Genomic DNA, 12,630 nt, shown 5'->3' on the forward strand with positions numbered 1-12,630 from the left:
CCGTCAGACCGGGTCACTCGGCGACGAACTCACCAACATCCTCATGGCCGGGCTCGTCGCGCTCTTCGGCCTCACCCTCATCCTGCGCGCCGCCGGATCGATTGCCGCGTTCATCACGAGCAACGAGCAACCTGACGCTGGGATCGCCGGTGGCCTCGGCGTCCTCGCGCACCCCGGCAGCCCCGGCGCGGCACTCGGCTCTGAGGAACTCAACGCCGTCGTCTACTGGGCGGTCGCTGCCGTCATGCTTCTCGGACTCGGCGCACTGATCGCATGGCTCTGGATGCTCTGGCGCAGACACTCACGCAAGACCGAGACCGACCCACACCGCCTCGCCGGAACCGCCACCGGACACGAAGTCGCGCTCGCCGCATCAAGCCGAGCACTTCTCCGTCGTGCTGGAACGCTACGTCCATCGATTGAGAGTCCAGGCGCGTCTGAAGTCGGCTATCGGCTCGGGCAGGCGCGCGGCAAGGACGTGTGGGCGAGCGTGGAGGACTCGATCCTGCTGATCGGACCGCCACGCTCCGGGAAAGGCCTGCACATCGTGATCAACGCGATCCTCGACGCTCCCGGAGCTGTCGTGACCACTTCGACCCGGCCCGACAACCTCACCGCGACACTGCGCGCGCGGCGGCGGGTCGGCCCGGTGATGGTGTTCGACCCGCAACACCTCGCCGAGGGCGTACCCGCGGGACTCCGGTGGTCGCCGATCCGTGGATGCGAGGACCCGCTCACCGCGATGATCCGCGCCACCGGACTCGCCGCAGCGACAGGACTCGCCGACGGCGGTGTCGACGGCGGCGGATTCTGGGAGGGCAAGACCCGCGTCGCGCTCCAAGCGCTCCTGCACGCGGCAGCCATCGACAGGCGGAGCCCCGCCGAGCTCTTCCGCTGGACGCTCGACCCGTCGGCCGCCGCCGATGCCGTCGCGATCCTCAACGCCTCACCACACGCCGCGACGGGGTGGGCCGAAGGCCTCGAAGCGATGATCGAGACCGACCCGCGCACGCGGGACTCGATTTGGCAGGGCGTCTCACTCGCACTGGCAGCACTGGCTGACCCACGTGTGCTCGATGCCGTCAGCCCCGGCGAAGATGAGGCCTTCGACCCGGAGGCCTTCATCCGCGACAAGGGCACGTTGTATCTGCTCGCCACCGGTGCAGGCGCGGGCAATAGCGCAGCGCTCGTCGCTGCGTTCGTGGAAGATCTCGTCGAGACGGCACGACGCATGGCTGCCAGGATGCCCGGCGCACGGCTCGATCCACCGATGCTGCTTGCGTTGGACGAAATCGGGAACCTCGCGCCGTTGCCGTCGCTTCCGACCCTCATGGCCGAGGGCGGCGGTACCGGGATCACGACGATGCCGGTGCTCCAGTCGCTCGCTCAGGCAAGGGATAAGTGGAGCGACGACCAAGCATCTGCGATCTGGGACGCGAGCATCACGAAGATCATCCTCGGCGGTGCCTCCAACTCTCGTGATCTGCAAGACCTTTCGACCCTGATCGGTGAGCGGGACGAGTTCACCGACTCGGTGACGCTCGGCGATTACGGCTCGCGCACGAACCAGCGTTCGATCCGACGGGTGCCGATCTTGCCACCGGATCGCATCCGCACAATGCCGTTCGGCACCGGCGTCGTGTTGTTGCGGTCTGCACCGCCGATCATCACGGATCTGATCCCGTGGCCGAAGCGACCGGACGCGAAGCGGCTCAAGCACGAGAGAGCCGAGATCGAAGCATTACTTGAGCAGAAGCCCGCCGACTGAGTCGGCGGGCTTTCCGCTGGATAGGGGCGTGCACCTGACCTGTACGAGCGGCTCGACGGGAGCGGCTCACGATTCGTCAGGAGGACAGTCCCATGGCTATCCGCACGCAAGAGTCAGTTTCTGGCTTCATCGCCAATGACCCGCAGCTCACGCGCACCGAGAACGGTGACGCTCGCTTCTACGCACGGTTTGGGCAGGAGAACTACCGCCGGGAGGAAGACGGGAGCTTTACCAAGCTCGAGACCAGCTTCCACAGTCTCGTGATGTATCGCACGAGTGCTGAGCGCGCTTACGAACGCTTCATCAAGGGCGACAACTTCGTAGCGGAGGGTTACCAGCACCCGTACACCTACGAGCGTGACGGCCAGAAAATCGAAGGCGAAGAGTTCGTCGCGAAGAAGATCGGTCACGATACCGCCCGAACGCAGTATGAGGTCGACCGAGCTCCTCGCAATGCGCCGGAGCGGAACCAGAGTCGTGCGTTCGATGCGCCCGTGTCGCGGCCGAGCGCTGACTCCCGTGGGATCGGGCTGTGATGATGAACGACCAGAAGGGCATCGACGATGTGCCGGAGTCGAACTACGAGCCTGAACCCCAAGCTGGGCCGCCGCACCCGATCAACTGGAACCTGCTCACAGCTCACGATCTCGAACAGGAGCTACTGGAGCTGAACCGGTGGGTCAACTGGCTACGGATCGAGTACGGGCTTCCGGCCTCAGAGATCCCGCCGTACTGGCATCGGCACCCAGAACTCCTCTGGGAGCTCTCAGCGCTGCATCTGCACTGGCTCTGCGCCTATGACCCCGACCAGGACGGTTCAGCGCCGTTCGGGTGGCACCGTGACTTCGCTGATGCCCGCGGGCGTCTCCGCGACTGGGTTGCCGCCTGCGGCACCAAGCGGGATCGAGATCGCCCCACACGGCAGACACCGTGGCCGGGCGAAAACCGCGAGCAGGAGATCGTGGAAGAAGTGATCACCGACCGTGACGCTGACTTCGTGCAGTTCGTTCTCGACGTGGTGTCCGCTCGCCAAGCGGCGGAGGACGCGTTCTTCGCGAACGCCGACCCCGACACGGGAGAGGTGCAGGAATCGTGAGCGGGCACTACGAGAAGCAGACGGACCGTCGGAGCCGTGAAGAGCGCCGACTGACCGTTCGCGCGGTCCACCGAGAGCAGCCTGACTTGAACCTTCTGACTGAGCTCATGATTCGCTTTGCCCTCCAGGATCTCGGCGAACGCCGCGCAGCAGAATCTGGCGACAAGATTTTCGATGCGAGCCAGGTGGGGCAAGCGTAGAATGTAACCGTCCGCCGTAGTAGCGGATGTTGTGGTTCTTAAACCCCCGAGCTTCGGCATGGGGCACGTAAACGTGGTCCTACAGGACCTAGGCCTACAGCCTTCGGGCTCTTCTCACGATCAACATTCGCAGTTGACGATTCCGCGGCGGGCGCTGTCAAGCACACGCGGAGAAGAGCCATGACCACGACCACGACCACCAATGCCGTATCCCCATCGAGCGGGTTGATCCATCCTGCCTACGCGACCGGAGGCCCGGTCGCCGTCATGTACCTGCGCGTTTCCACGAAGGAGCAGGCGGAGAAGGGCGGCACCGACGAGGGATATTCGATCCCAGCGCAGCGCGAAGCGAATCTGCGCAAGGCGGAGGCTCTCGGGGCGACGGTGATCGAGGAGTTCGTCGACGCGGGCGAATCAGCGCGCAAGGCCGACCGGCCGCAGCTGATGAAGATGATCGAATACGTCACCGCACACCAGGTGAACTACTGCATCGTCCACAAAGTAGACCGCCTCGCACGAAACCGAGCCGACGACGTCGCGATCCACCTGGCGCTGCGTGACGCCGGGGTCACGCTTGTATCGGCGAGCGAGAACATCGACGAGACACCGTCGGGCATGCTGCTGCACGGCATCATGTCGTCGATCGCGGAGTTCTACTCGCGCAACCTCGCCACCGAGACAGTCAAGGGCCTCTCGCAGAAGGCCGCGCAGGGCGGCACGACGAACCGGGCGCCGATCGGCTATCTGAACGTCGGCGTGCGCGATGAGCGGGGCCGCGAGAACCGGACTGTCGTGGTGGACGAGGAGCGTGCGCCGTTGGTGCGGTGGGCGTTCGAGCAGTTCGCATCGGGCCGGTGGACGCTGTCGCAGATGCAGCGCGAGCTCGAAGCGCGCGGGTTGACCACGCCGCCGACGCCGAAGCGTGCGTCGAAGCCGCTCGGCAAGACAAGCGTCCAGAGAATGCTGACGAACCCGTACTACCGGGGCATGGTGCGCTTCAAAGGCGCGGTGTATCCGGGATCGCACGAAGCGTTGGTGCCGAAAGAGGTCTGGTACCAGGTGCAGAACGTGCTCGAGTCTCACGTCTCTGCAGCCGACGCAACCCAACTGCATGCCCACTACCTGAAGGGCACGATCTACTGCGGGGCCTGTGGCTCGCGGTTCATCATCGTGAACGCGAACAACGGCAAGGGCAAGATCTACCCGTACTTCGTGTGCAATGGCCGTCATTCGAAGAAGACCGGGTGCACTCGGCAGGCGATCCTCATCGAGGATGTCGAGCGGATGGTCGAGAAGTACTACGAGACGATCCAGATCTCCGCCGAGCTGCGCCAGTCGCTGGCCGGGATGATCCACGCGGAGTTCGACAGGTTGCTGGCTTCCGACTCGGGCGAGCTGGAATCTCTGGCGAAGGAACGCGCCGCTCTGGAAGAGGAGCGGCTCGTCGTGCTGCGCGCACACTATTCGGGCGCAATCTCGCTCGAACTGCTCAAAGAAGAGCAGATGCGCATCGAAGCGCGGCTCGATGACATCAAGGGGAGGCTGTCGGCGCATCACGACGAGTACGCCGCGGCGCGCGCGAATCTCGATGACTGTCTGGCGTTGCTCGCGAACATCGCGTTGATCTACAGCCGGTGTGACAACCAGAACAGGCGACTGTGCAATCAGGCGTTTTTCCGCAAGATCTTCATCGATGAGGATCGGGAGGTGAAGGTCGAGTACCAGCCGTCGTACGAGGCGCTGTGTGATGTGCAGTCTCAGGCGAACGCTCTGAACTGGGCAGCTGAGGCAAAGAAAAAGGACGAGGTCCAAACCTTTTCAAGAGTGGAGACTCTTGTCGAAGGTTTGAACCTCGCCCATATGGGGTGAGTGACGGGACTTGAACCCGCGACAACCTGGACCACAACCAGGTGCTCTACCACCTGAGCTACACCCACCATGTTGGCCGTTCCGAAGAAGGCAACCCCTAGAGTGTATTACATATTTGGGGCGAAGTTTGCCACGACGCGTCCGGCAGTGTCTCGGGCTTCATCGCTGCTGGGTCCGGGCTCATCAACGAACACTGCTTCGCGGTAGTACTGCAGTTCGCGGATCGATTCGAGAATGTCGGCGAGGGCCCTGTGTCCGCCGTCTTTTGAGGGCGCTTGGAAGAACACTCGCGGGTACCAGCGTCGAGAAAGTTCTTTAATACTCGAGACATCAACGTTGCGATAGTGCAACCAGTTGTCGACGCTGGGCATGTATTTGGCGAGAAACATGCGGTCGGTGCCGATCGTGTTGCCGGCCAGGGGTGCTTTGCGCTCCTGCGGCACAAACTTTTTAATGTAGTCGAGCACCTGTTTTTCGGCCTCGGCTAAGGACACCCCGTGCGGTATCTCTTCGAGCAGACCGGATGATTCATGCATATTTGTCACGAACTCACCCATGTTGTTCATGGCCTGTTGGCTCGCCGAGATAACAATCTGAAACCCGGGGTCGACAGGGCGAAGCTCAAAGTCGGTGATAACAACGGCCACTTCGACCAGTTCGTCGACTGAGAGGTCAAGCCCCGTCATTTCGCAATCGATCCAAACGAGACGATCATTCTCCGAGGCAACAACCATAGGAGCCATCTTAGCGATGCCTCGTACACAGTATTCACCGCCCAGCATCACAGGCGAGCCGAGTCCCCCAGGCACGATTCGAACGTGCGACCGGCGACTTAGAAGGTCGATGCTCTTCCGCTGAGCTACTGGGGGTCACGTATAGCGTACCGACCTCAGCATGCTGCTCGTGCACACCGTAGGCTGGAACGTGATGGAGATGGATGCAGAAGCTTTTGAACAGCTCGTGATTAACGAGCTTGATCGCCTGCCCGATGACATGGTCGAAGGGCTCGACAACGTGGTTTTTGTTGTCGAAGATCGGCCAGAAGACGGCAGTTTAGACACCCTGGGCTTGTATGACGGCATCGCGCTGACGCATCGCGATCTTTATGGCGGTGGCGAACTACCCGACCGCATCATTATTTTTCGTGAACCCCATTTAGCTGTCTGCGAAACCGAGCACGAGTTGCGGAGCGAGATCCATACGACGCTGGTTCACGAAATCGCACACTTTTATGGCATCACCGATGAACAGCTTCATGAGTGGGGGTGGGCGTGAGTACTCCGCTGCTGGCTCCCGAGTCAACCCACGAAGAACAGTTGTCTGCCGCACCGCTCGAACCCTGGCAGGTTGTGGTGTGGAACGATCCCGTCAACCTCATGAGCTATGTGGTGCGTGTTTTTCGGCAATATTTTGGCTACTCGCACGAGAAAGCCACAGAATTGATGCTGGCCGTGCACCACGAGGGCCGTGCCGTTGTTGCGACTGGGCCCCGCGAAACCATGGAGGTGCATGCGCAAGCCATGCACGATTACGGCCTGTGGGCCACCATCCGAAAGGCATCATCGTGAACGCCTCAACAGTCCTCTTGCCGCTGGCCCGCCTCGAAGGCGTGCACCTGGCGAATCTTGTCGATGAGTTCTTGAGCCTCCTTCAGGCCGACACCAACGATGACCCGGCTGTCGCGCGGCTCGCGCCCGATCCTTACCCCGACGACGCCGACGCCTCGCAAGAGTTTCACGAGGCCTCCGAAAAAATGTTGCTCGAACGACGCGCAGCAGACGCTCGCCTCGTTCGCCACGCACTCCAGTCGTTTACCGTCGACGCCGAGAGTCTGAACGACGACCCGGATGCTGCGCTAACACCCCGCGATGTTGTCATCGCCGCCGATGAACTCGACGCCTGGCTACGCACGCTCACAGCGCTCCGGCTCGTTATTGCGTCGCGGCTGGGGATCACCGATGAGACTGATTCTGACCCGGATGATCCGCGCTTTGGCGTGTACGACTGGCTGGGTTACCGCTTAGATGGGCTGGTTGAGGCCGCTGAAGCACAACAACTGTAGGCCGCAGACCTCTAGGGAACCTCGACGACGATGTCGGCTTGCTCGTGGGGCATGTCGCGCGCGATATGGCGCGCTTCTTGCTTTGCCCAGCGTTCCCAATGGGGCCGGTATGTGTCACCGTCGCGATCAAGAGCGCGGCGCTGCCGTGAGGCATCCGGAGACTGCACCCACACCGTAACATCCGCTAAGGCAGCGCTGGTGCTCGTTACTGCTCCGCACCCCTCGAGGATGATGCCGCGCGCAGGGTTCACGCCAAAGTGTTCGGCTTCTTCGTGTTTCTCCCAATCCCAGCGGGCCCACGTGCTGATGAGGCCGCGGGCGTGCGGGCGGAGAATTCGTTCAATAGCGATCGTGATGCCCGCGTCGAGGCCGTCCCAGCCGGGGTAAAACGAATCCATCGCGATCAGCTGCACTCCCCCGCGCATCGGCCAGTGGTCGTGAAGCCGCTGTGCCAGCGATGTTTTTCCGGCACCACTGCGACCATCAATGAGTACGACGGGGTTGGCCGCGGCAATAGCCTGCACACGCTCGCGGATCGCGGCGACGCCCCGGCCTAAGGCGATATCGACCGGGTCGCTACTTTTTGAGTGCACGAATAATGCGGCTCAGCGCACGCCCCGTCACACAGACGAAAGGAATCGCGACGGCCAAAAGCGAGACAATGTTCGGTTCAAAACGCAGGCCTTCTTCACGGCGCACATATACGCCCAGTGGTATCGACACGGCTCCGCCTCCGCCGCCCTCTGCGCCTTCTGCGTCGCCGCCACCGAAACCCGAGAGGGTGAGGGCCACGGGTGTGTATTGGGCGCCGTCGAGTTCAGCCGGCTTGCCGTAGGCATTGGTAACGCCCAGCGAAGCGGCGTTCTTTCCGAGATCTAATGCGAGGTTGGGCATGTTTCCACGCTAGCTGAAATGCCGGTGAATGTGCTGTTCAGTCGCGAGTTTTTTCGTCGAGATAGCGGGCCCGTCGAATAACGCCGTCACCGAATTTGCTGTGGGCAGCGTCGAGCGCGTGTTCCACGCTGCGCCACGATGCGTCATCGTCCCATAATCCTGCTGGGCCGGATGCCGCGGTGAGCCGTTCTGCTCGTACCCCGATCAGCCGCACGGGATCGTGACGATCCAGTGCTTCCCAGAGGGCTTGCGCAACACTGCCGATCCTTTGTCCCACAGAGCTGGGTTCGGGCAGAGTTTGCGTGCGCGTCACGGTGGTGAAGTCGGCAAAACGCACTTTGATCGCGACCGCCGCGGTCTCATAGTTGCTCTGTCTCAACCGCGCCGCGACCCGGTCAGATAGTTGCTGCAGGTGAAACTTTAATTCCCGGTGATCGGCAACGTCTTGCTGAAACGTGTGTTCGTGGCCGACACTCTTTTCTTGCCTTTCGGTTTCTATCTGCCGGTCATCGTGTCCGCGAGCAAGCTGCTGCAGTTTGTGGGCTGCCGTTGCGCCGACGGCGCGTCGCAGCATATCGGGTGCGCTCAGGCGCACGTCTTTAATGGTCCGGATGCCGCGGGCTTCCAGCTGTTCTGCCGACCGCGGCCCGACTCCCCACAGTGCCCGCACCGAGAGCGGGTCGAGAAACTCCTGTGTGGCGTCACCCGGAACCACCAGGAGCCCATCGGGTTTACTCATGGTCGACGCCATTTTGGCGATGTGCTTGGTCGCTGCCACTCCGACACTGCAGGTCAACCCTGTCTCGGCATGAATGCGCTCACGCACGAGACGCGCGATCGTAGCGGGGCTGCCCCATAAACGTTGCGCACCGCGAACATCAAGGAACGCTTCGTCAATCGACACCTGTTCAACGAGCGGGGTTATGGACTCAAAAATGGCCATGACCCGGTGTGAGAGTTCTCGGTATCGCTCAAAGTCGGGCCGCACAATCCGGGCCGCAGGGCACAGCCGTATTGCCTGAGCAACGGGCATCGCCGATCGCACACCGTAACGGCGCGCCTCATACGAGGCACTAGAGACCACCGAGCGTCCTTCGGGTGAGCCAATAATGATCGGCAGTCCACGCAGAGTCGGGTCGTCAAGTACCGCTACCGAGGCATAAAACGCGTCCATATCGACGTGCAGAATGCCGGTGCGTGCATCGTCGACGTCGTACATATCTCTATTCTGCGTGTTCGCACCCAAAAACGTCAGAGTCCGGCAGCGCTGTTGCTACCGGACTCCGCCGACCGCCGCGGACCACCTATGCGGCGCTGCTGTTATTCGGCGCTGCTGTTATTCGGCGCTGCTGTTATTCGGCGCTGCTGTTATTCAGCACTGTTTGCTCGCTCAAGGATGAGCTCGCGCACGCGAGCCGCGTCGGCTTGGCCCCGCATAGCTTTCATGACGGCGCCAATAATGGCTCCGGCTGCCTGCACTTTGCCGTCACGGATTTTCTGCAGCACATCGGGCTGGGCAGCAAGTGCATCGTCGATAGCAGCGATGAGTGCACCGTCGTCAGAGACAACGGCCAGGCCGCGCGCATCAACGACCTCTTGGGGTGTTCCCTCACCAGCAATAACGCCTTCGAGCACCTGGCGGGCCAGTTTGTCGGTGAGGGTGCCTTCGTCGACAAGTTTTTGCAGCGCAGCCACGTTTGCGGGTGTGATCAGTTCTGACGGCTCGCGGCCTTCGGCATTCGCGAGTCGGCTCACCTCTCCGGTCCACCATTTGCGTGCCGCGGCGGGGGTTGTTCCTGCCGCGATTGTTGCTTCAACGAGTTCGACCAGCCCGCCGTTTCGTACGTCTTGGTATTCGAGGTCGGTAAAGCCCCACTCGGCTTTCAGGCGCCGACGGCGCGCGACCGGCTGTTCGGGCAGTGCGGCGCGCAGTTCGTCTACCAGCTTGCGTGCAGGCTTGACGGGCAAGAGGTCGGGCTCGGGGAAGTAACGGTAGTCGTCGGCATCCGATTTTGGTCGGCCAGGAGAGGTGACTCCCGTGTCTTCGTGCCAGTGGCGGGTCTCTTGTGTGATGGTTCCGCCATCGGCCAATATTTGGGCCTGCCGCTGAATCTCGTATCGTACGGCGCGTTCCACCGAACGCATCGAGTTGACGTTTTTTGTCTCGGTACGAATGCCCAGGGGCGCAGGCTCTTCGCCCTCTGCCACACGTGGGCGCAGAGAAACGTTCGCGTCGCAGCGCAGATTTCCGCGCTCCAGTCGCGCCTCCGAGACACCGAGTGCGCGCACGATGTCGCGAATGGCTGAAACATACGCTTTTGCCACTTCGGGTGCGCGGTGGTTCGTACCAAAAATGGGTCGCGTCACGATCTCAACCAGCGGGACACCTGCACGGTTGTAGTCGACAAGCGAGTACTCTGCGCCTTGAATGCGGCCCGTGGAACCACCAACGTGTGTGAGCTTGCCCGCGTCTTCTTCCATGTGAGCACGCTCAATCGGTACTGTCACGAGCGTGCCGTCTTCGAGCTCAATCTCGACAGAGCCATCGAAAGCGATCGGTTCGTCGGACTGTGAGATCTGATAGTTCTTGCCGAGGTCGGGGTAGAAATAGTTTTTGCGAGCAAACCTGCACGATTCGGCGATGGTACAGCCCAGAGCGAGCCCCAGGCTTATGGCCGAGCGCACAGCTTTCTCGTTAACAACGGGCAGTGCACCCGGCAGGCCCATGTCTACGGCCGCAACCAGCGTGTTGGGTGCGGCACTGTGGTGCGCTTCGTTAGCGGGGTTGGGTGCGGCCGAAAACATTTTGGTTTCGGTGTTGAGTTCAACGTGCACTTCAAAACCAAGCACCGGCTCAAAGAGTTCGAGAGCGCGGTCGTAGTCCATAATTTTGACGTTCGACATTACTTGTTGCCTCCGCGGTCGTCGTTCTCTGATGCCAGTCGAGGAGCTTTATCCAGCAGCAGGCCACCCCACTGATCGACCAGGAGCGCCTCAAGAGCTGCGCCAACCCGGTACAGGCGCGCGTCTTCACGAACGGGCGCAATAAACTGCACGCCCACGGGCAGGCCGTCGTCGCTGGCAAGGCCCGATGGCACCGAGATACCGGGGGCTCCAGCGAGGTTCGCCGGAATCGTCGTGAGGTCGTTGAGGTACATCTTCAGCGGATCATCGATCCGCTCACCGATGCGGAACGCCGTGGTCGGGGCCGCAGGCGACGCGATCACGTCAACGGCGCTAAACGCCTGATCGAGGTCGCGCTGAATCAGCGTGCGAACCTTCTGAGCGCTGCCGTAGTAGGCGTCGTAGTAGCCGGCCGAAAGCGCATACGTGCCCAGAATCACACGCCGCTTAACTTCGGGACCAAAGCCTGCTGCACGAGTGGCCGACATCACATCTTCGACCGTCGGAGAACCCTCCGGTGTGACACGCAAACCAAAACGCACCGAGTCAAATTTTGCGAGGTTACTCGATGCTTCGGCAGGGTGAATCAGGTAGTACGCGGCAACTCCGTATTCAAAGTGCGGTGTAGAAATCTCGACAATCTCTGCACCGTGAGCCTGCAGCAGCTCGAGAGTCTGGCGGAAAGACTCCGCGACGCCCGGCTGAAACTGGCTGTCAGAGAGCTCTTTGATAACGCCCACGCGCAGACCGCGCAAAACTTCGCCGGTGGCCCCCTCGCGAGCAGCATCCGCAAACAACGGCCACGTCTCGGGCAGCGAAGTTGAGTCGTGGGGGTCGTGCCCCCCAATAATGTCGTGCAAGAGTGCGGCGTCGAGCACCGTACGGCTCGCGGGGCCAACCTGGTCAAGACTCGAAGCCATAGCAATCGCGCCATAGCGGCTCACTCCGCCATACGTGGGCTTCATCCCTACCGTGCCTGTAACGTGCGCGGGCTGCCGAATCGACCCGCCGGTGTCAGAGCCGAGCGCGATCGGAGCTTCGTAGGCGGCCACAGCAACGGCTGATCCCCCGCCCGAGCCACCGGGAACACGCGTTGTGTCCCACGGGTTTTTCGTGGGCCCGAACGCTGAGTGCTCTGTTGATGAGCCCATGGCGAACTCATCCATGTTGGTTTTACCCAGCGCAACGAGCCCGGCGCTGCGTGCACGCGCAACCACCGTGGCATCGAACGGTGACATGTAGCCTTCGAGAATGCGTGATCCGCTGGTTGTCGGCTGGTCGTTGGTGACCAGCACGTCTTTAATCGCCAGTGGAACACCGGCAAGAGGCCCGAGTTTTTCTCCGGATGCCCGACGTTCGTCAACCGCACGAGCAGCATCGAGCGCGCTGTCGTTAACGTGCAGGAATGCGTTCAACTCACCATCGACCTGCGCGATGCGGTCGAGGTGGGCCTGCGTGACTTCGACGCTCGAAATTTCTCCGGCAGCAATCTTTTCGCCCAACTGCGCCGCGTGCATGCGAATAATGTCGCTCACTGTTCTTCTCCCAAAATCGCCGTCACACGGAATCGGTTGTCATCAGCATCCGGAGCATTCTGCAGTGCCTGCTCGGTGGTGAGTGTTTCACCCACCGTGTCGGGCCGGAAGACGTTATGCAGCGCAACCGGGTGGCTGGTAGCCTCCACCTCGTCGGTGGCCACCTGGGCAACCTTGGCGACGTTGTCGACGATGACCCCAAGCTGACCTGTCAGCTCAGTTATCTCGTCGTCAGAGAGTTCAATACGTGCGAGCACACCAAGATGACGCACCAGTTCGGGAGTGATTTCAGACACCCCTCC

At 61.7% G+C, this 12,630-nt stretch carries 14 protein-coding genes and 2 tRNA genes; 7 read left to right on the plus strand and 9 right to left on the minus strand.

The window, feature by feature from the left end; genetic code table 11:
- Nucleotides 1-43 precede the first annotated feature (43 nt).
- From ACQUSW_RS02565 to ACQUSW_RS02580, 4 genes are all read left to right on the plus strand, one after another.
- Nucleotides 44-1,768, plus strand: a complete 1,725-nt coding sequence (locus ACQUSW_RS02565) for a type IV secretory system conjugative DNA transfer family protein (protein ID WP_428931260.1) — start codon at nt 44-46, stop codon at nt 1,766-1,768.
- Nucleotides 1,769-1,860: 92 nt separating this feature from the next.
- The gene (locus tag ACQUSW_RS02570; RefSeq protein WP_428930695.1) at nt 1,861-2,304 is read left to right on the plus strand and encodes a single-stranded DNA-binding protein; all 444 of its coding nucleotides are present in this window, start codon (nt 1,861-1,863) and stop codon (nt 2,302-2,304) included.
- Nucleotides 2,305-2,306: 2 nt separating this feature from the next.
- Nucleotides 2,307-2,864, plus strand: a complete 558-nt coding sequence (locus ACQUSW_RS02575) for a hypothetical protein (RefSeq protein WP_428931261.1) — start codon at nt 2,307-2,309, stop codon at nt 2,862-2,864.
- A gap of 380 nt (nt 2,865-3,244) precedes the next feature.
- The gene (locus ACQUSW_RS02580) at nt 3,245-4,933 is read left to right on the plus strand and encodes a recombinase family protein (protein WP_428930696.1); all 1,689 of its coding nucleotides are present in this window, start codon (nt 3,245-3,247) and stop codon (nt 4,931-4,933) included.
- Here the strand turns inward: ACQUSW_RS02580 and ACQUSW_RS02585 are convergent.
- From ACQUSW_RS02585 to ACQUSW_RS02595, 3 genes are all read right to left on the minus strand, one after another.
- A tRNA-His gene (locus ACQUSW_RS02585) sits at nt 4,926-5,001 on the minus strand. The two genes, ACQUSW_RS02580 and ACQUSW_RS02585, sit on opposite strands and share 8 nt — an antisense overlap.
- Before the next feature lie 39 nt (nt 5,002-5,040).
- Entirely contained in the window at nt 5,041-5,667 is a 627-nt protein-coding gene (orn, locus tag ACQUSW_RS02590; protein WP_428930697.1) for an oligoribonuclease, read from the minus strand.
- Between the two features lie 63 nt (nt 5,668-5,730).
- Nucleotides 5,731-5,802 (minus strand) — tRNA-Arg (locus tag ACQUSW_RS02595).
- Between the two features lie 58 nt (nt 5,803-5,860).
- Between ACQUSW_RS02595 and ACQUSW_RS02600 the strand changes: the two genes are divergently transcribed.
- The 3 genes from ACQUSW_RS02600 to ACQUSW_RS02610 are packed head-to-tail and all read left to right on the plus strand — an operon-like array spanning nt 5,861 to nt 6,995.
- Complete coding sequence (locus ACQUSW_RS02600; protein ID WP_428931262.1) at nt 5,861-6,208, plus strand: metallopeptidase family protein; 348 nt, start codon at nt 5,861-5,863, stop codon at nt 6,206-6,208.
- An 11-nt stretch (nt 6,209-6,219) separates the two neighbouring features.
- Entirely contained in the window at nt 6,220-6,501 is a 282-nt protein-coding gene (gene clpS / locus ACQUSW_RS02605) for an ATP-dependent Clp protease adapter ClpS (RefSeq protein ID WP_428931263.1), read from the plus strand.
- Entirely contained in the window at nt 6,498-6,995 is a 498-nt protein-coding gene (locus ACQUSW_RS02610) for a DUF2017 family protein (RefSeq protein WP_428930698.1), read from the plus strand. Before clpS ends, ACQUSW_RS02610 begins: the two co-directional genes overlap by 4 nt.
- 11 nt (nt 6,996-7,006) lie before the next feature.
- Here the strand turns inward: ACQUSW_RS02610 and ACQUSW_RS02615 are convergent, their stop codons facing one another.
- The 6 genes from ACQUSW_RS02615 to gatC all read right to left on the minus strand — a co-directional run bounded on the left by ACQUSW_RS02615 (nt 7,007) and on the right by gatC (nt 12,624).
- Complete coding sequence (locus tag ACQUSW_RS02615; RefSeq protein WP_428930699.1) at nt 7,007-7,588, minus strand: sigma 54-interacting transcriptional regulator; 582 nt, start codon at nt 7,586-7,588, stop codon at nt 7,007-7,009.
- On the minus strand, nt 7,572-7,889 hold the full coding sequence (locus ACQUSW_RS02620) for a hypothetical protein (protein WP_428930700.1): 318 nt from the start codon (nt 7,887-7,889) through the stop codon (nt 7,572-7,574). The genes ACQUSW_RS02615 and ACQUSW_RS02620 overlap by 17 nt, the downstream gene beginning before the upstream one ends.
- Before the next feature lie 37 nt (nt 7,890-7,926).
- Nucleotides 7,927-9,108 (minus strand): DNA polymerase IV, encoded by a 1,182-nt coding sequence (dinB, locus tag ACQUSW_RS02625; RefSeq protein ID WP_428930701.1) that lies wholly within the window; start codon nt 9,106-9,108, stop codon nt 7,927-7,929.
- A 149-nt stretch (nt 9,109-9,257) separates the two neighbouring features.
- A complete protein-coding gene (gene gatB, locus ACQUSW_RS02630; RefSeq protein WP_428930702.1) occupies nt 9,258-10,793 on the minus strand; it encodes an Asp-tRNA(Asn)/Glu-tRNA(Gln) amidotransferase subunit GatB in 1,536 nt (511 codons plus the stop codon).
- Nucleotides 10,793-12,328 carry an Asp-tRNA(Asn)/Glu-tRNA(Gln) amidotransferase subunit GatA gene (gatA, locus tag ACQUSW_RS02635; protein ID WP_428930703.1) on the minus strand — a complete coding sequence of 512 codons (1,536 nt, stop codon included), beginning with the start codon at nt 12,326-12,328 and terminating at the stop codon, nt 10,793-10,795. The genes gatB and gatA overlap by 1 nt, the downstream gene beginning before the upstream one ends.
- A complete protein-coding gene (gene gatC, locus ACQUSW_RS02640; protein ID WP_428930704.1) occupies nt 12,325-12,624 on the minus strand; it encodes an Asp-tRNA(Asn)/Glu-tRNA(Gln) amidotransferase subunit GatC in 300 nt (99 codons plus the stop codon). Before gatC ends, gatA begins: the two co-directional genes overlap by 4 nt.
- Nucleotides 12,625-12,630: the final 6 nt, after the last annotated feature.

Source organism: Microbacterium luticellae (assembly GCF_050408645.1).
GTDB lineage: Bacteria > Actinomycetota > Actinomycetes > Actinomycetales > Microbacteriaceae > Microbacterium.

Coding starts and splice junctions, on each gene's coding strand:
- ACQUSW_RS02620 (WP_428930700.1), bottom strand. CDS start 7,889: ATGCCCAACCTCGCATTAGATCTCGGAAAGAACGCCGCTTCGCTGGGC.
- ACQUSW_RS02570 (WP_428930695.1), top strand. CDS start 1,861: ATGGCTATCCGCACGCAAGAGTCAGTTTCTGGCTTCATCGCCAATGAC.
- gatB (WP_428930702.1), bottom strand. CDS start 10,793: ATGTCGAACGTCAAAATTATGGACTACGACCGCGCTCTCGAACTCTTT.
- dinB (WP_428930701.1), bottom strand. CDS start 9,108: ATGTACGACGTCGACGATGCACGCACCGGCATTCTGCACGTCGATATG.
- ACQUSW_RS02600 (WP_428931262.1), top strand. CDS start 5,861: ATGGAGATGGATGCAGAAGCTTTTGAACAGCTCGTGATTAACGAGCTT.
- ACQUSW_RS02580 (WP_428930696.1), top strand. CDS start 3,245: ATGACCACGACCACGACCACCAATGCCGTATCCCCATCGAGCGGGTTG.
- orn (WP_428930697.1), bottom strand. CDS start 5,667: ATGGTTGTTGCCTCGGAGAATGATCGTCTCGTTTGGATCGATTGCGAA.
- ACQUSW_RS02575 (WP_428931261.1), top strand. CDS start 2,307: ATGAACGACCAGAAGGGCATCGACGATGTGCCGGAGTCGAACTACGAG.
- ACQUSW_RS02565 (WP_428931260.1), top strand. CDS start 44: ATGGCCGGGCTCGTCGCGCTCTTCGGCCTCACCCTCATCCTGCGCGCC.